We start from the raw sequence: 18,305 nt of genomic DNA, 5'->3' as shown, positions 1-18,305 counted from the left end.
GCCCCGCCCGCGCAAGAGTCAAGATCCCGTAATGAGCCGCCCGCACCCTCCCGGAAAACTCTGCGTAGCAAGCCCGTAACACGGCTGGTGTTGCCTGACGGCCGGAGTGCTGGCAGTCGGGCGGGAGTCGGGCATGGCTGTGGATCAACTCCCTGGTCGGGTGCGGGAGTTCGCGAACTACCTGGACGGCCTCCTGGGGCGCCTGGATCAGGGCGGGGGGTGGTGCGGGGTCTTCTGGCAACGCGACCCCGAGGGCATGCAGGCCTGCCTCGACGGGTGTGAGGTGCCGCCGTGGGACGTGGTGGAGGCGCTGCTGCAGGACCTCGGCGCGGTGTACGGCCCCGCTGCGGCCGCGGCCGAGCGGGAACGCGCCCGCACCCTGCATGGCGCCGCCATCTCGGCGTACGACGCCCGGCCCGGCGCCCGGGACGCCCTCGGTGACCGCCTCGACGTCATGCTCCGCGAACAGCGGTACGCCGCGGAACGCCAGGCGGAACTGAGCCGCCTGCTCACCGAGGCACCCTCCCGCGAGGAGGCCGACGCCCTCCGCCTGGACCTCGCCTGGGCCCAGGACGACCACGAACGAGCCACCGCCCGCTGCGCCGAACTCCAGGACAGGATGGAGGAGTTGGACCGCAGGGCGGTGGGAGTACCGATCCTGGACGGGTCGGAGGTCCGGGGTGGGGACGACGGGGGAGTGCCGGGTGGCGGGGGTGCACCGGCGATCCCGGAGGGGCATGGGGCAGGCGCCGGGGCCCTGGGCGTGGAGAACGGCGGTGGGCCGCGGACGCCACATGCGGAGGGCTTCGGCGCGGCCGTGGGGACGGGTGGCGATGGTGTCCCGGGTGTGCCCGGTGTAGAGGGCTTCGGTGGTGGTCGGGCTCGTACGTCTCGTGCGGAGGGCTTCGGCGGTGCCGCGGTGGCCGGGGGTGGCGGGTCTGCCGTGTCCCGAGGGGGCGGGGCCCCGAGTGCCGCCTGGCGTGACGCCGGGGCGGAGCCGTTCCAGCCCCTCGATGCCCAGGCCGCCGGCCACGACGGGCGGCTCGCCGGGGCGGTCGGCGGTCGCGACCCCTGGTTCGCCGAGCAGGCCCCTCGGTCAGGCATGTCGGATCCCGGCCCCGCGGTTCGCCGGGCGGGGGCCGGGGTGGACCCGGGCCCTTGGCCCGCCGCGACGGATGACGGCCCGGCCTGGTCTGCCACCGACCCGGCAGCCGCTCGCCCCGCCGCGCCGGCGACGGACGGCCGCCCCGCATGGTCCGCCACCGACCCGGCAACCCCTCAGCCCGCCCTGCCGGCGACGGACAGCCGCTCGGCATGGTCCGCCGCCGACCCGGCAGCCGCTCGCCCCGCCGCGCCGGCGACTGACAGCCGCCCCGCATGGTCCGTCGGTGACCCGGCAGCCCCTCGGCCCGCCACGCACCCCACCGCATCCTCCACCCATGAGGTCACCCCGGGGCCTGCCCCTGAGGCGGCCACCCCCGCCAAGTCCCGCAAGCGGCGCCGCGGCAGTGCCCGTTTCGCCGGGATGGTCGAGGATGCGGGCGCCCCGGTTGTCGTACCGCAGGCTCCCGTTGCCGCCGTGCCGGAGGTGTCCACCGGGCGGCGTACGCCGCGGGGGGCCCGGTTCGCCGGGGCGGCGGAGGCTGTCGAGGCGGTTGAGGTGCCCGTGGAGGCGGTGGTGGACGCCGAGGCGGGGGCAGCCGTGGCGGGGGCCGTGGAGCGGCTGGTGCGGCTGCGGACGGAGGGGCGTACCGGTGAGGCGCATGTGCTGCTGGTCGAGATCGCGCAGTGGCCCGCCGCTCGGTTCCCGCTGCTCGCGGACCGGCTGCAGCGGGCCGGGCTCGGTGCCGACTGGGCCACGCTGCTGTGGGAGGCCGCCTCGTTGCCCGCCGAGCGGCTGGTCGCCGCCGCCGACGCGCTGGAGGCGGCCGGGCGGGTCGCGGACGGGCAGCAGATGCTGCGGCAGGGCGTGGCCAGGCCGGCCGAGGAGATAGGGGCCGCCGTGCTGGGGCTGGACGGGGAGGGGCGGGCGCGGGAGGTGCGGGCCCTGCTGGACGCCTATGTGCGCGTGCGGACGCCGGAGGAGGCCGCACGTAGTGTCACGGCCGATCCGCGTCGGCTCGTCCCGCTGCTGCTGGAGGCCGCCCAGGGTGTCTCTCAGGAGCGCCACTGGGACCTGGTGCATGCCCTCCGGGTCGCCGGATTCACCGCCTGAGCCGTCCGTCCGCTCACCCTATGGAGTGCGAAACGTGATCGACTCAGCGGGTTAACGACGATGGTCTTGGCAAGGACTTCCTCGAGGCTTACTTTCGTCCCTCTACGGACCGTTTCTACGGGCGTAGAGGCTCGGACGTCGCGTCGAAGGAGCAGCTCATGGCCAACGTCGTACGTGCCGCACTGGTCCAGGCCACCTGGACCGGCGACACCGAGTCCATGGTGGCGAAACACGAGGAGCACGCCCGCGAGGCGGCCCGTCTGGGTGCGAAGATCATCGGGTTCCAGGAGGTCTTCAACGCCCCCTACTTCTGCCAGGTCCAGGAGCCGGAGCACTACCGCTGGGCCGAGCCGGTGCCCGACGGGCCGACCGTCCGCCGGATGCAGGACCTCGCCCGCGAAACCGGCATGGTGATCGTCGTACCGGTCTTCGAGATCGAGCAGTCCGGTTTCTACTACAACACCGCCGCCGTCGTCGACAGTGACGGCACCTACCTCGGCAAGTACCGCAAGCACCACATCCCGCAGGTCAAGGGCTTCTGGGAGAAGTACTACTTCAAACCCGGCAATCTGGGGTGGCCCGTCTTCGACACGGCCGTCGGCAAGGTGGGTGTCTACATCTGCTACGACCGGCACTTCCCGGAGGGGTGGCGGCAACTCGGGCTGAACGGTGCGCAGTTGGTCTACAACCCGTCCGCCACGCACCGCGGTCTGTCCTCGTACCTGTGGCAGCTGGAACAGCCTGCCGCGGCCGTCGCCAACGAGTACTTCGTCGCCGCCATCAACCGGGTGGGACGGGAGGAGTACGGGGACAACGACTTCTACGGGACGTCGTACTTCGTGAATCCGCGCGGGCAGTTCGTCGGTGACGTCGCCAGCGACAAGGACGAGGAACTCGTCGTCCGGGACCTGGACTTCGACCTCATCGAGGAAGTGCGGCAGCAGTGGGCCTTCTACCGCGACCGCCGTCCCGACGCCTACGAAGGGCTGGTGCAGCCGTGAACGACCTCTACACCCGTCACCGCAACGTCCTGCCGGACTGGCTGGCCCTCTACTACGACGAGCCGCTGGAGATCACCCACGGCGAGGGGCGGTGCGTCTGGGACTCCGCCGGAAACAGGTACCTGGACTTCTTCGGCGGCATCCTCACCACCATGACCGCGCACGCCCTGCCCGAGGTGACCAAGGCGGTCAGCGAGCAGGCCGGCCGGATCATCCACTCCTCGACCCTCTACCTCAACCGGCCGATGGTCGAACTCGCCGAGCGCATCGCCCAGTTGAGCGGCATCCCGGACGCCCGCGTCTTCTTCACCACCTCCGGCACCGAGGCCAACGACACCGCCCTGCTCCTCGCCACCGCCTACCGGCGCAGCAACACGGTGCTGGCCATGCGCAACAGCTACCACGGCCGCTCCTTCAGCGCTGTCGGCATCACCGGCAACCGCAGCTGGTCCCCGACCTCGCTGTCCCCGCTGCAGACCCTGTACGTCCACGGCGGTGTCCGCACCCGGGGCCCGTTCGCCGAACTGGACGACCGGGCGTTCATCGACGCGTGTGTGGAGGACCTGAAGGACATCCTCGGGCACACCCGCCCGCCGGCCGCCCTGATCGCCGAGCCCATCCAGGGAGTCGGCGGCTTCACCTCCCCGCCGGACGGGCTGTACGCGGCCTTCCGTGACGTGCTGAAGGAACACGGCATCCTGTGGATCGCCGACGAGGTGCAGACCGGGTGGGGCCGCACCGGCGACCACTTCTGGGGCTGGCAGGCGCACGCCGGCAGCGGCCCGCCGGACATGGTCACCTTCGCCAAGGGCATCGGCAACGGCGCGTCCATCGGCGGGGTGATCGCCCGCGCCGAGATCATGAACTGCCTGGACGCCAACAGCATCTCGACGTTCGGCGGCACCCAGATCACCATGGCCGCCGGCCTCGCCAACCTCGCCTACCTCGTCGAACACGACCTGCAGGGCAACGCCCGGCGCGTCGGCGGACTGCTCATCGAGCGGCTGCGGGCCGTCGCCGCCCAGCTGCCGGGCCTGCGGGAGGTGCGCGGGCGCGGGCTGATGATCGGCGTCGAGCTGGTCAGGCCGGGGACGGACGAGGCCGATCCGCAGGCGGCCTCCGCCGTCCTGGAGGCGGCCCGCGAGGGCGGACTGCTGATCGGCAAGGGCGGTGGCCACAACACCAGCGCCCTGCGCATCGCCCCACCGCTGTCACTGACCGTCGCGGAGGCCGAGGAGGGCGCGACGATCCTCGAACGCGCGCTGAGGAGCGCTTACTAGAGAACGGGTGTACCACCATGACCACCACCTCGGTGACTTCGCACACCGGCTTCGAACCCGCCCTCTCCGTCCGCCAGGTGCTCACCCTGGAGCGGGTGCAGGCCGGGGAGCCCGAGGTGGTGGCCGGGGCCGGGCAGCTCGACCGGCCGGTGCGCTGGGTGCATGTTGCCGAGGCCGCCGACGTCGGCGTGATGCTCAGCGGCGGCGAGATGGTGCTCACCACCGGTGTGCTGCTCGCCGGTGACGAGGCCAAGCAGGTCGAGTACATCCAGTCCCTGCACCGGGCGGAGGCCGCGGCCGTCGTGCTCGGGCTCGGCCGGGCCTTTCCCGCGCCGCCCGAGGTGATGCGCCGGGCCGCCGAGCGGTGCGGGCTGCCCATGGTCGTCCTGCACCGGCCGTTCCCCTTCGCCGAGTTGACCGAGGAGGTCCAGTCCCGGCTGGTGCGGCGGAAGTTCGCCGCCGTGAGCCTGTCGGAGACGGTACGGACCGCCCTCACCGGGCTGATCACCGCGGGCGCTCCGCTGCAGCGGCTGCTCGACGAGGTCGCCCAGCACAGCGGCTGCCCGGTCGTCGTCACCAACCTCGCCCACCGCGTCCTCGCCACGGCGGGGGAGCGGCCCGCGGTGGACGACGTGCTGCGCGACTGGGAGCGGATCGCCCGGCAGGCCGGCGGCAACGTGGGCGACGGCTGGATCCACGCCGAACTGGGCGGCCGCGGGGAGCGGTGGGGCCGGCTGCTGCTGTGCGGGTACCGGGGCGACACGGCCACCGGGCGGCTGCTCGCCGACCGGGCCGCCGAGGCCCTGGTGCTGCACCGCATGCTCGGCGGCGGCTCGGCCCACACCTGGGAGGAGCAGTCCGCGCAGAGCCTGGTGACCGACCTCGTCTCCGGTGTCGTACCGGCCAGGCAGCTGCTGCCCCGGGCGCGGGCGGCCGGGCTGCCGGTGAACCGGCGGACCTTCGTGCCCCTCGTCGTCCCGGGCGGGGAGCCGGGCCAACTCGAGCGGGTGCTGCGGGTGCTGGGCCTGTCCGGGCTCGTCGCGGAGCTGGCCGACGGCGCCACCGCGGTGCTGCTCAGCCTCGCCCGCGACCAGCAGGCCGAGGTGCTGGCCGCGCACTTCGCGGTCCGGCTGCGGACCGAGACCGGGGAGCCGCACGCGGTGGTCGCCGCCGCCGATCCGCGCACCGACTGGGACGACGTGCCGGCCGGGCTGCGCGAGGCCCGGCATGTCGCCGACGCCGTGGCCGACTCGTCGGCCGTCCTCGACCTGCCGGCCGTCGTACGCCTCAGGGACGTCCATCTGCGCGGCCTGATCCGGCTGCTGAGGGACGACCCGCAGGTGCAGTCCTTCGCCGAGCGCGAACTGGACGGGCTGCTGTGCGGGGCCGACCAGGAGCTGCTGAACGTGCTGCGCACCTACCTGGCGACCGGGCGCAACAAGTCCCGTACCGCCCAGCTCCACCACGTCTCCCGGCCCGCCCTCTACCGGCGCCTGGAGGCGATACAGACCCGGCTGGGCGTCGACCTCGACGACTTCGAGCAGGCGGCCTCCGTGCACATCGCGCTCCTCGCGCATGACGCGCAACAGGGGTGAAACATGCCACGACCTGGGAAAACGGCGGTGAAACATGGGCTCGCAGACGCGTGACACGGTGGCACGCCGACCGCCCGCAGACGTGACACGCTGCCAATCGAACGGCCCTTCCGGGCTTTCTAGGCTCGCCGTACACCGAGCTACCGGAGGTCCCGATGAGCCGAGTGATCCGTGCCGCCCTGTTCCAGACGGCCTGGACCGGCGACAAGGAATCCATGATCCAGGTCCACGAGCAGGCGGCCCGCGACGCCGCCGCGCAGGGGGCCCAGGTTCTGTGCTTCCAGGAGCTGTTCTACGGCCCCTACTTCTGCCAGGTCCAGGACAAGGCGTTCTACGAGTACGCCGAGCAGATCCCGGACGGTCCCACCGTCAAGCGCTTCCAGGCGCTCGCGAAGGAGCTGGGCATCGTCCTCGTCCTGCCGATGTACGAGGAGGAGCAGCCCGGTGTCCTGTACAACACCGCGGCCGTGATCGACGCGGACGGCTCCTACCTGGGCAAGTACCGCAAGACCCACATCCCGCAGGTCCAGGGATTCTGGGAGAAGTTCTACTTCCGCCCGGGGAACAGCGGCTGGCCCGTCTTCGAGACGGCCGTCGGGAAGATCGGCGTGTACATCTGCTACGACCGCCACTTCCCGGAGGGCTGGCGGGCCCTCGGCCTCGGCGGCGCCGAGATCGTGTTCAACCCGTCGGCCACCTCGCGCGGCCTGTCCCGCTACCTGTGGCAGCTGGAGCAGCCGGCGGCGGCCGTCGCCAACGAGTACTTCGTGGGCGCGATCAACCGGGTCGGCGTGGAGGACCTGGGCGACAACGACTTCTACGGCACCACCTACTTCGTGGACCCCGAGGCCCAGTTCGTCGGCGAGGTGGCGAGCGACAAGGAGACCGAACTCGTCGTACGCGACCTGGACCTGGCGAAGCTCCGCGAGGTACGCGACCGCTGGCAGTTCTACCGCGACCGGGCACCGGGGGCGTACACGCCGCTGACCGCACCCTGACCGAACCGTTCATCCTGGGAGGAGAGGGATCATGAGCAGCCGTACCGTCATCCGCGGTGGTCTCGTCATCACCGCGTCCGACGAGATCCACGCCGACGTGCTGATCGAGGACGGCCGCATCGCCGCCCTCGCCGCCTCCGGCACCCCCGCAGCCGAGGCGTTCACCGCCGAGCGGGTCATCGACGCCACCGGGAAGTACGTCATCCCGGGCGGCGTCGACGCCCACACCCACATGGAGCTGCCGTTCGGCGGCACCTTCGCCTCCGACACCTTCGAGACCGGCACCCGCGCGGCCGCGTGGGGTGGGACGACCACGATCGTCGACTTCGCGGTGCAGAGCGTCGGCCACACCCTGCGCGAGGGCCTGGACGCCTGGCACGCCAAGGCCGAGGGCAACTGCGCGATCGACTACGCCTTCCACATGATCGTCTCCGATGTGAACCAGGAGACGCTGAAGGAGATGGATCTGCTGGTGGAGGAGGGTGTCACCTCCTTCAAGCAGTTCATGGCCTACCCGGGGGTCTTCTACTCCGACGACGGCCAGATCCTGCGCGCCATGCAGCGCTCCGCCGACAACGGCGGCCTGATCATGATGCACGCGGAGAACGGCATCGCGATCGACGTGCTGGTCGAGCAGGCGCTGGCCCGGGGAGAGACGGATCCCCGGTACCACGGCGAGGTCCGCAAGGCCCTGCTGGAGGCCGAGGCCACCCACCGGGCCATCAGGCTCGCCCAGGTGGCCGGCGCGCCCCTGTACGTCGTGCACGTCTCGGCCATGGAGGCCGTGGCCGAGCTGGCGCGGGCGCGGGACGAGGGGCTGAACGTCTTCGGCGAGACCTGCCCGCAGTACCTGTTCCTGTCCACCGACAACCTCGCCGAGCCCGACTTCGAGGGCGCCAAGTACGTGTGCAGTACGCCGCTGAGGCCGCGCGAGCACCAGGCCAAGCTGTGGCAGGGCCTGCGCACCAACGACCTCCAGGTGGTCTCCACCGACCACTGCCCCTTCTGCTTCGTGGGCCAGAAGGAGCTGGGCCGCGGCGACTTCTCCAAGATCCCCAACGGCCTGCCCGGCGTCGAGAACCGTATGGACCTGCTGCACCAGGCCGTCGTCGACGGGCACATCTCCCGCCGCCGCTGGATCGAGATCGCCTGCGCCACCCCGGCCCGTATGTTCGGCATGTACCCGAAGAAGGGCACCATCGCCCCGGGCGCCGACGCCGACGTCGTCATCTACGACCCGCACGCCGAGCAGGTCATGTCCGCCGAGACCCACCACATGAACGTCGACTACTCGGCGTACGAGGGCAGGCGGACGACCGGACGGGTCGAGACCGTGTTCTCGCGCGGCGAACCCGTCATCACCGAGCGGGAGTACACCGGACACGCCGGACACGGCGTCTACACCCCGCGCTCCACCTGTCAGTACCTCAACTAGGAGTGGCGCTCATGGACTTCGGACTCGTCCTGCAGACCGACCCGCCGGCCTCCCGCGTCATCAGCCTGATGAAACGGGCCGAGCGCAACGGCTTCACGTACGGCTGGACCTTCGACTCCGCCGTGCTGTGGCAGGAGCCGTTCGTGATCTACAGTCAGATCCTCTCCAACACCTCGAAGTTGACGGTCGGGCCGATGGTCACCAACCCGGGCACCCGCACCTGGGAGGTCACCGCCTCCACCTTCGCCACCCTCAACGACATGTTCGGCAACCGCACCGTCTGCGGCATCGGCCGCGGCGACTCCGCGATGCGCGTCGCCGGCCGCAAGCCCAACACCCTGGCCCGGATCAGCGAGGCCATGAAGGTCATCCGCGCCCTGGGCCGGGGCGAGGAGGCCGACCTCGGCGGTACGGTCGTCAGGTTCCCGTGGATCAAGCCGGGCGCCGAACTCCCCGTGTGGATGGCCGCGTACGGCCCCAAGGCCCTGAAGATGACCGGCGAGGAGGCCGACGGGTTCATTCTCCAGCTGTCCGACCTGTACCTGACCGAGTACATGGTCAAGGCCGTGAAGGACGCGGCCGTCGCCGCCGGACGGGATCCCTCCGAGGTGAAGATCTGCGTCGCCGCCCCCGCCTACGTCACCGCGGACGACTCGCCCGAGGCGCTCGCCCACGCCCGCGACCAGTGCCGGTGGTTCGGCGGCATGGTCGGCAACCACGTGGCCGACCTGGTCGCCAAGTACGGCGAGCACTCCGGCCAGGTCCCCGACGAACTCACCGACTACATCAAGGCACGCCAGGGGTACGACTACTCCCACCACGGGCGCAGCGACAACCCCGACACCGAGTTCGTGCCCGACGAGATCGTCGACCGGTTCTGCGTCATCGGGCCGGCCGAGAAGCACATCGAGAAACTCACCGCACTGCGCGACCTGGGCGTCGACCAGTTCGCGGTGTACGACATGCACGACGCCCAGGAGGCCACCATCGACGCATATGGCTCGACGGTGATCCCGGCCCTCAACGCCTGACCGCAGCACACCGGTTGATCTCCCCCTTCCCGTCGTCCGGGGAAGGGGGCCCAGGGCGCTCTCCGCGCACCCCCCATGGAGCCACCCGCACGGCCTCTCCCCGTCCCACCCTTCTTTGATTGGCCTGCCCATGACCGACACCGCTCCCACGGCCATACCGCCGACCGCTCAAGTCACCCGTGCCGACGGCCGGGTGGAGATCGCCCCTGGTTCGCCGCAGCCCAGCGGCCCCTACGCCAACGAGGACCTGCTCCCCGTCCCCGTGGCGAAGCGCACCTGGACGACGTACAACTTCTCCGCGCTGTGGGTCGGCATGGCCCACAACACGGCCTCCTGGACCCTCGCGTCCGGACTGATCGCGGTGGGCATGGACTGGAAGCAGGCCGTCTTCACCATCGCCCTCGCCAACCTGGTCGTGCTGGTGCCGATGCTGCTCACCGGGCACGCGGGACCCAAGTACGGCATCCCCTTCCCGGTCTTCGCCCGCGCCTCCTTCGGGGTGCGCGGCGCCAACCTGCCCGCTGTCGTACGGGCGTTGGTGGCCTGCGGCTGGTTCGGCATCCAGACCTGGATCGGCGGCGAGGCCATCTACTTCCTCGCCGGCAAGCTGATCGGCGACAGCTGGGCCAACGCCTCGCACATCGGCGGCTACGCCTGGACCATGTGGCTGTCCTTCGCGATCTTCTGGGTGATCCAGGTCGCCATCATCTACCGGGGCATGGAGACCATCCGCCGCTTCGAGAACTGGGCCGCGCCCTTCGTGCTCGTCGGCGCGTTCGTGATGCTGTGGTGGATGAGCAGCAAGGCCGGCGGTGTCGGCCCGCTGTTCGACCAGCCCTCCAAGCTGGGCTGGGGCGGCGACTTCTGGAAGCTGTTCTGGCCCTCCCTCATGGGCATGATCGGCTTCTGGTCCACGCTGTCGCTGAACATCCCCGACTTCACCCGCTACGGCAAGAGCCAGAAGGCCCAGACCTGGGGCCAGGCCCTCGGCCTGCCGACCACGATGACCCTCTTCGCCTTCCTCTCCGTGCTCGTCACCTCCGGATCGCAGGCGGTCTACGGCCAGCCGGTCTGGGACCCGGTCCAGCTCGCGGCCAAGACGGACAACGTGGTCGGCCTGGTCTACGCCCTGGTCACCGTGCTGGTGGCGACCCTCTCCGTGAACATCGCGGCCAACCTGGTCTCCCCGGCCTTCGACTTCTCCAACGTCGCGCCCCGCAGGATCAGTTTCCGCACCGGCGCCCTGATCACCTCGGTCCTCGCCGTGCTGATCTTCCCGTGGAAGCTGTACTCCGACCCGCAGGGCTACATCTTCACCTGGCTCGGCCTGGTCGGCGGCCTGCTCGGCACGGTCGCGGGCATCCTCGTCGCCGACTACTGGATCCTGCGCCGCACCCGCCTCGTCCTCGCCGACCTGTACCGCGCGGGCGGCCGCTACTGGTACGCGGGCGGCTGGAACTGGCGTGCCGTGGTCGCCTTCCTGGTCGGCGGCATCCTCGCGATCGGCGGCGCGGACTTCCACCCGCTGATCGACGGCCGGCCCATCCCGGCCCTCAAGTCCCTTGCGGATTACGGCTGGGCGGTTGGCCTCGGGACGTCGCTGGTGCTGTACGTGCTGCTGACGCTGCTGACCGGGCGGAGGGAGGACGCGGCGGAGGCCGCCTGAGCGAGGGCCCGCCCCGGCGCCCGGCCCGTTTCGCCGCTCGGTCCGACCGGTGGCCGGCTCTGAGCGGCGGCTGGTCCGACCGGTGGCCGGTCTGTCGGGTGCCGTGGGCGGCGGGGGGTCACCGGGAGGCGGGTCGCCCTGCCGCGGCCAGTTCCGCTCCGCTGCGGCCCGCCCGGGCGGCTGGTCCGACCGGTGGCCGGTCTGTCGGGTGCCGTCGGCGGCGGGAGTGCCACCGGAGGGACGGGCGTCCCCGCCGCGGCCCCGTCCCGGCCGCCGTGGTCATTCGGCGGACGGGCCCCCGGGGCAGTCGTCGACCGCGGCCAGCGCCTCCGCCTGGGCGAGTCGTACCGTGACCTCACCGGTGTCCGTCTTGACGAGCAGGCGTCCGGCGTCCGTGCGCACCGGCTTGCCGCACACGTCCCCGGACGGGGTGCGCACCAGGATCCGGGGTCCGTCCTTCTCGGGGCCGTACCAGGTCAGCGCCACGCCGGTGACGAGCATCGCCCCGCAGGCGATCGTGAGCACCACCCCACGGGTGAGGGCCCGTACCGTGCGGCGGGTCTCCATGTGGTCGCCCAGGTGCAGCGCGGTGGCCGCGGCGGGTACGCCGGCGGGCAGCCGTACCCCGGTGGGTGCCCCGTGCGCCGCCCGGAGCAGCAGCAGCGCGCCGAGCGTGCCGAACACCAGGCACAGCAGCAGCGCGCCGCCCACCAGCGCGTCGTACGGAGAGGCCAGCTTCCCCACATCGGTACGGCCCTTGATCAGGCCGAAGCCGAGCAGTCCGACGAAGAGGGCCGCGAGCCCGTTGCGCCAGGCGAGCGCCGCCTCCCTGGCACGGGCCAGCTCACCGCTGAGCAACTCCCGCGTCAGCCGTCCCGCGTGGCGGTCGGCAGGGGTCGCGGGAGGGCCCGGCCGTACGCTCCACCGCCGCGTCATGCCCGCTCCACGAGGACGTTCCAGTAGGCGCCGCACCCCTTCTCCTCGGGCGGACGACCAGGGTGCTCGGCCTCGCACTCGCAGAGCACCGGGACGTGCGTCGGCCGGGGGGTGCGGCGCGGGGAGCGGAAGACCCGGTCGGTGTGCGTGTAGCTGAACGCGCAGCCGCAACGGGGACACCGGCCGTGCAGTACGGCCACCCCGTCGTCCGCGGCCTCGACCCGCAGGCCGGTCGTGTAGCGCGCGGCGTAGTCGGCCCGCGTCGTCTCCACGTACGGTTCCAGGGTGCCGGGCGCCGGTACGGAGTTGGTCACCCCATCCCCTCCTTCCAGGGCGTGCGCGACCGGCCGGTCCGGGACCGTCTCCGGACGACCGCTCACGATGCCCCACCTCAACGGGCCACCCAGCATGCCGACTTCGTCCCTTCGGCGCCACGGACAGCGGCCATCACGCCCCGAACCCGCCCACCCGGGACCACCGGTGGTCCCGGACGGCCCACGGATCGGGCGGAATCCGTCCGGAAGCCGGGCGTTGTCCGGCAGGATGCCGATCAGGCGCGCGAGACCCGGCCGCCGGATCCGGGGGAACGGGCACCATGGCGGGGGAGGGGATGACGCATGAGTGAAGCCGGGGCCCTGCCGGTGGCCGAGCGGGCCGCCACCGTGCTCGCGCGCACGGCCGGGTTGGCCGTACCGCTCGACGCGGACGAGTACCAGGGGACACGAGGGCCGGAACTCGACGCGCTGACCGGCGAACTGGAGCTGATCCTGGCCGAGTTGGCGCAGTCGGAGGGCCGTGACGCGACGGTCGTGGCGGTGGAGGCACGTCTCGGGAGGTGCCTCGCCCTGAGGTTCGTCCTGGAGGGCGCCCCGGCCGACCGGGAGCGAGCGCTGCCCCTGCTGGACGGGGCCCGTACATCGGCCCTGCTCGGCGACGAGGACCGGGAGGCCACGCGCCGGGACCTCGTGATCCTGCTCGGCTCGCGACTGGTGCGGCTGAACCAGGAGACCTCGCCGGATTCCGAGAGTCAGTGGACCATCGACCAGTTGATGTCCATGCTCACGGTCGGAGTCCCGCTCGCACAGGGCGGTTCGGGCATGGTGGAGGACACCGGCCTGCTCGTGCGGCTGCTGCTCGAACGCGAGCAGGGGCGCATGACACCCGAACTCCGGGACAACCTAAGGGGTCTGGGCGCGCTGATCGACGCGCTGCTGAAGGGCGAGACGGGTGCGGTCGTCAGCGGGGCCCGGGACCTCCTCGACGGCATGCCGGGCATGGGGATGCCGCCACCGCTGAGCGTCCTGGTGCCGTCGCTGTTCTCGATGATGGAGGACGCCCTCGCCACGCTCCCACCCGAGACGGCGGGGACGGCCCACGTGTGGGCCGAAGACCCCGACGACGCGCGGGAAGACCAGCACGTGCGCACCCAACTCCTCGCCCTGGCCGAGGTGATGGCTCCCGGGACCATCGCGACACAGGAGCTGCCCAAGCTCGTCGCCGAACTCTCGGGAGCGCGGGACGGTGCCACGGGGGAGGCCGACGGCGCACCTCTGGCGTCCAGGATGGTCGCCGCCCTCTTCCACACCGCCCTCGCCGCCCGCACCGGGGACATGGAGGGGTTCCGGGAGGCGCTCCGGCTGATGCACGAGGCGCATGCCAAGGGGGAACTCGACAGTCGCGTCCACCGTGAGTGGCTCCGTACCGTCGTGCCCGGACTGCTGGTCGCGGCCTCCCTGACCGGTGGCAGCCTGCAGGACGAGGACATGGCCCAGGCCCTGCTCGAGGCGCAGCAGTGGGACGACGACCCCAGGAGCGGTCCGGCCGCCACCCTGCGCCTGTGCGGGGAGGTCACACGACTCCACGGGCGGGCGGTGGCCGCCCTGGAGAGCGGCGACGACGAGGCGGTCGAGGACGTCATCGACGCACTGTGCGAACTGGAACTGGACGAGGCCTACGACGGCGCCGAGGAATGGACCGGCGCGCTGAACGGCTACGTGCTCGGCTTCGCCTATCTGGGCCGCGTGGTGCACGCCACCTCGCCGGACGACAGGACGGCCCACCTGCGTGCGGCCGCCCATCACATCCAGCGGGCCGTGGAGACGTCGGTGGAGATGCCCGCCCTGCGTGGCCTCCTCGACGCCACCTGGGCCCCGTTGATCGCCCTGACGGCGATCGCCGAGTCGGACCCCAGCCGTATCGCCGAGGGCGTGCGGCGCACCAGGGAAGCCCTGGCGAGCCCCGGATTCACCGCCGACTTCCGGCCCAGGGCGCGCGGCGGCATCGCCATCGCCCTGGACACCCTGTATCTGCTCACCGGGGACCCCGAGGCGCTGGACGAGGCGATCGCGGAGCTGGAACAGGCCCTGACGGAACTGCCCGACGGCACGCCCAGCGGCGCCCGCCTCACCTGGGACCAGGCCACGCTCCGCGCCAAGCGCGCCACCCTCCGGGCGGGCACGCCCGGCTCCGACGAGGACCTGCGTGCCGCCGTCGACCTGGCCCGCACCTCCCTGCGGCTCGCCGCCGACGACGTACTGCTCCAGCAGGGCGTCGGCCGCGGCCTGCGCATGGCCCGCGTGGCGGCCGACCGGGGCCGCAGCGCGGCCTTCTGGGCGTTGCGGGCCGGGCTCGCGGAGGAGGCGATCGCGTGTCTGGAGGCGGGCCGCTCGCTGGTGCTCGGCGCGGCGGCCGTCTCGGCGGGTGTCGCCGACCGCCTGGCGGCCCTCGGCGAGACCGAACTGGCCGAACGCTGGCGCAGCGCGGCCTCCGACCGCTCCTGGGACCACTCCGACGACCGCTCCCTCCTGGAACTGTCGGCCGCGGCGGGCGCGGGCGCCCCCGGTCGTCCTGGTGATGTGCGGGGCCGTTCGCCGTTGGATGTGCCGGCCGAGGGGGGCGCGGGTTCCCCTGGTCGCTCTGGCGACGTCCGGGGCCGCTCCCCGTTGGATGTGCTGGCCGAGGCGGATGCGGGCACCCCCGGCGGCCCCGGTGATGTGCGCGACCGCTCCTCGCTCGATGTGCCGGCCGAGGCGGATGCGGGCACCCCCGGCCGTCCCGGTGATCTGCGGGACCGCTCCTCGCTGGATGTGCTGGCCGAGGCGGATGCGGGCACCCCCGGCCGTCCCGGTGATCTGCGGGACCGCTCCCCGTTGGATGTGCTGGCCGAGGCGGATGCGGGCACCCCCGGCGGCCCCGGTGATGTGCGCGACCGCTCCTCGCTGGATGTGCCGGCCGAGGCGGGCACGGGTACCCCCGGCCGCCCCGGTGACCTGCAAAGCCGTTCCCCCCTGGACGTGCTGGCCGAAGCGGGTGCGGGCGCCCCCGGGCTGCCCGGTGACGTGCGGCGTCGTTCCCTGGACGTGCTGCGTGGGCAGGGCGGGGTCGACGTGCAGCCGGTGTTCGCCTCCGTGGGCGACCTGCGTGCCGGGCTGGGGGAGGCGGGAGCGGACGCGCTGTTGTACCTGGTGCCCGGCGTCGACGGTCCGGACGGGGCCGTCCTGGTCGTCACCCGTGACGGTCCTGTCGAGGCGTTACCCCTGCCCGGTCTCGCCTCCGCCGGCCGTGGAGCCGTGGCGGAGTACCTGGAGGCCGGCGCGCACCGGCAGCGCCTGGAGGCCGCCCTCTACGGCCCCGACCGGGACACCGTCAACCCGCGGGAGGTGCAGCGCGCCGAGCGGCGCTGGACCCGCGCCCTGGACGGCATGTGCGAGTGGGCCGGCGACGTGCTCGGCCCCGCACTCGACCAACTCGGCGTCTGGGACCGCGCCCTCACCGAGGCCGGCTTCCTCGACACCCCGGCCGGTGCCGTCGGCCCCGACGCCGTACGGCTGGTCCTGGTGCCCTGTGGCGAACTGGGCGTCGTGCCCTGGCAGGCGGCCGTTCTGCGCCCGCCCGCCCCCTACGACGCGACGCGCGCCGTGCGGGCCTGCGAGGTCGCCGTCCTCACGCACGCGGCCTCCGGCAGGGAGTTCCTGCGTGCCGTGGCCCGCCGACGCATGAACCCCGCCGACCGGCCGGCCCTGGTGTTCCACGCGACGGACGACCTGGAGTGGGCCGAGGACGAGATCGAGACCCTGGCCGACGTCCACTACCCGCGGGCCGTGATCCACCGCCCCGACGACAACCCCGCCACCCCGGCGAAGGTCCTGGCCCTGCTCGGCGGCACGGCCAAGGCCCCCGCTTCCCTGGTGCATCTCGCCTGTCACGGGCTCGCGGGCCCGGACCCCACGACATCGGCCCTCCGGCTGGCCGCGCCGGACGGCGCCGGCGATCCGTCCCTTCCCGGCGCGGACCTCACGCTGAGCACCCTGCTGGAGACGCCCGCCGAGGGCGACGCCTTCCGGTCGGCCGGACCGCTGGTCGTGTGCGGCGGCTGCGAGACGGACCTCACCACCCGCGATCACGACGAGGCCCTGACCGTCACCTCGGTCATGGTGCACCGGCTCGCCGCCGACGCCATCGGCACCCGGTGGAAGGTCGACGACGACCAGTCCGAGATCGTCATGCTCGTCCTGCACGACGCGCTCGCCCGGGGACTCGCCCCGCCCGACGCGCTGCGCGCCGCCCAGCGCTGGATGCTCACCCCGCCGGACGAGCGGCCGCCCGTCGGTGGCCTGAGGGGCGTCGCCGCCCGCCGCCTCGCGAAGGACCTCCGGGACCGGCCCGACACCTGGGCGGCCTTCGTCCACCACGGCAACCCCGCACCGGCGGCGTCTTTCGACCGGCGGCCCCAGGAAGGAGAGCGCGTATGACGTCGGAGGATCTGCTCAGGCTCCTGGAGAGTCACTGGACCACCGTCATCACCGGGCTCGACGACGACGACCTGGTCCAACTCTCCCGCAGCCTGCGGGAGATGAAGGAGGAGGCCGCCGCCGAGAACCCACCGGGTGTCGCCCGCGCCGTACGCCGGCTGCGGCGGACGCTGTCCGCGCTGCCGCCCGAACACCCCGTGTCCGAGGAACTCGGCGGCCACCGCTACGCCTCCGGCACCCATGAACTGCCCAGCCTCACGACGATCGACGCGGTGATCGACGTCCTCGGCACCCCACCGCCCGACCCCCGTGAACTGCTGCGGGCGGCCCGTCTACGGCTCCTCGCCGCACCGGCGCTGACCGAGGCCGAACACGCCGAGCTGCCCAGTGGCCCGGACACACCCGCCGGTCTGATCAGGCTCCGCGACCCGGAGCGCGGAATCCGCTATCCCCGCTTCCAGTTCAAGGCGGGCACGGCCGAACCGCTGCCCGTCGTCCGCCGGATCAACGAACTCCTGCGGGCCGACCGCGACCCCTGGGGAGCCGCCGACTGGTGGCTGGGCGGCAACCGGTGGCTGGGCGGTGTCCCCGCCGACCTGCTCGGCATCGTGCCGGACGACGACCTCGAACACGCCGCCGCCGAACTCGTGGGGGCGTTCTGATGGTCGGTCAACTTCCGCCCAGGGACGCCGTGATGGAGCCGCTGCTCACCGATGTGCCGACGGGCACCCTGCTGTGGCGGTGCCACGAGGAGCAGTACGCGGCCGGCGAGTTCAACCCGAGCGTCGCGCACGAGTTCTTCAAGGGCAGCCGCTTCGACCCCACCGAGAAGGATCCCTACCCCTACCTCTACGCGGCCCTCGACCCGGTCACCGCCCTGTCCGAAGTGCTGCTGAGGGCGGTCGAGTTCAGCGACGACAGCGGAGTGCGCCAGATTCCCTGGGCGCAGGCGTCCCGGTACGTCCTCTCGGCGATCCGCACCACGGCCGACCTCACCCTGGTGGACCTCACGACCGCCGAGGGGCTGGCCGCCGTCTGGCAGGACGACTGGCTGATCGACACCGAGGAGTACGCGGGCACCCGGTACTGGGTGCGGGTGATCCGGGAACGCGCCGACGACGTGCAGGGACTGTGGTGGACGTCCAAGCGCTGCAGGCCGCGCCCGGCGCTCCAGCTGTTCCAGGACCGCTGTCCGGACACACCTCTGGCCGCCCGCCCGCAGGAGTGCCTCCGGCTGGCGTCGACGGACGACGTGCGCAAGGTCAACCGGCTGCTGGCGCCGCTGCGCGCGGTCATCTCCGCCACGGAGGACGACGGCAGGTGACCGTACGCGGATGCCCCGACCCGTGGATGTGGGTCGGGGCATCCGCGTACCTGCGTACCGGGCCGGTGTTCCC

13 protein-coding genes are annotated in these 18,305 nt (G+C 72.5%); 11 read left to right on the top strand and 2 right to left on the bottom strand.

Features of this window, described 5'->3' with window-relative positions; translation table 11 throughout:
* Positions 1-133 precede the first annotated feature (133 nt).
* The 8 genes from CRP49_RS45380 (at position 134) to CRP49_RS45345 (ending at position 11,221) form a co-directional block, all read left to right on the top strand.
* Positions 134-2,215 carry a hypothetical protein gene (locus tag CRP49_RS45380; RefSeq protein ID WP_097259148.1) on the top strand — a complete coding sequence of 694 codons (2,082 nt, stop codon included), beginning with the start codon at positions 134-136 and terminating at the stop codon, positions 2,213-2,215.
* Between the two features lie 158 nt (positions 2,216-2,373).
* Complete coding sequence (locus tag CRP49_RS45375; RefSeq protein WP_097259147.1) at positions 2,374-3,216, top strand: nitrilase-related carbon-nitrogen hydrolase; 843 nt, start codon at positions 2,374-2,376, stop codon at positions 3,214-3,216.
* Positions 3,213-4,496 carry an aspartate aminotransferase family protein gene (locus CRP49_RS45370; RefSeq protein WP_097259146.1) on the top strand — a complete coding sequence of 428 codons (1,284 nt, stop codon included), beginning with the start codon at positions 3,213-3,215 and terminating at the stop codon, positions 4,494-4,496. Before CRP49_RS45375 ends, CRP49_RS45370 begins: the two co-directional genes overlap by 4 nt.
* Positions 4,497-4,513: 17 nt before the next feature.
* A complete protein-coding gene (locus CRP49_RS45365) occupies positions 4,514-6,091 on the top strand; it encodes a PucR family transcriptional regulator ligand-binding domain-containing protein (RefSeq protein ID WP_097259145.1) in 1,578 nt (525 codons plus the stop codon).
* Positions 6,092-6,246: 155 nt separating this feature from the next.
* Positions 6,247-7,089: a nitrilase-related carbon-nitrogen hydrolase gene (locus CRP49_RS45360; RefSeq protein ID WP_097259144.1), complete on the top strand. Its 843-nt coding sequence runs from the start codon at positions 6,247-6,249 to the stop codon at positions 7,087-7,089.
* Between the two features lie 31 nt (positions 7,090-7,120).
* On the top strand, positions 7,121-8,524 hold the full coding sequence (gene hydA / locus CRP49_RS45355; RefSeq protein WP_097259143.1) for a dihydropyrimidinase: 1,404 nt from the start codon (positions 7,121-7,123) through the stop codon (positions 8,522-8,524).
* 11 nt (positions 8,525-8,535) lie between these two features.
* Entirely contained in the window at positions 8,536-9,555 is a 1,020-nt protein-coding gene (locus tag CRP49_RS45350; RefSeq protein ID WP_097259142.1) for a TIGR03842 family LLM class F420-dependent oxidoreductase, read from the top strand.
* Between the two features lie 130 nt (positions 9,556-9,685).
* Entirely contained in the window at positions 9,686-11,221 is a 1,536-nt protein-coding gene (locus CRP49_RS45345) for an NCS1 family nucleobase:cation symporter-1 (protein WP_179852065.1), read from the top strand.
* 279 nt (positions 11,222-11,500) lie between these two features.
* On the opposite strand, the gene CRP49_RS45340 is transcribed toward CRP49_RS45345, so the two are convergent.
* A complete protein-coding gene (locus tag CRP49_RS45340; RefSeq protein WP_097259140.1) occupies positions 11,501-12,157 on the bottom strand; it encodes a hypothetical protein in 657 nt (218 codons plus the stop codon).
* A complete protein-coding gene (locus CRP49_RS45335; protein WP_257033852.1) occupies positions 12,154-12,537 on the bottom strand; it encodes a hypothetical protein in 384 nt (127 codons plus the stop codon). Before CRP49_RS45335 ends, CRP49_RS45340 begins: the two co-directional genes overlap by 4 nt.
* A 237-nt stretch (positions 12,538-12,774) precedes the next feature.
* On the opposite strand from CRP49_RS45335, the gene CRP49_RS45330 reads away from it, so the two are divergent.
* The 3 genes from CRP49_RS45330 to CRP49_RS45320 are packed head-to-tail and all read left to right on the top strand — an operon-like array spanning position 12,775 to position 18,232.
* A complete protein-coding gene (locus tag CRP49_RS45330; RefSeq protein ID WP_097259139.1) occupies positions 12,775-16,908 on the top strand; it encodes a CHAT domain-containing protein in 4,134 nt (1,377 codons plus the stop codon).
* A complete protein-coding gene (locus CRP49_RS45325; RefSeq protein WP_097259138.1) occupies positions 16,905-17,570 on the top strand; it encodes a hypothetical protein in 666 nt (221 codons plus the stop codon). Before CRP49_RS45330 ends, CRP49_RS45325 begins: the two co-directional genes overlap by 4 nt.
* Complete coding sequence (locus tag CRP49_RS45320) at positions 17,570-18,232, top strand: RES family NAD+ phosphorylase (protein WP_097259137.1); 663 nt, start codon at positions 17,570-17,572, stop codon at positions 18,230-18,232. The genes CRP49_RS45325 and CRP49_RS45320 overlap by 1 nt, the downstream gene beginning before the upstream one ends.
* Positions 18,233-18,305: the final 73 nt, after the last annotated feature.

The sequence above is a fragment of the Streptomyces sp. Ag109_G2-15 genome (genome assembly GCF_900215565.1).
Lineage (GTDB): Bacteria > Actinomycetota > Actinomycetes > Streptomycetales > Streptomycetaceae > Streptomyces > Streptomyces diastatochromogenes.
This window is presented reverse-complemented; position numbering and strand designations above follow the sequence as displayed.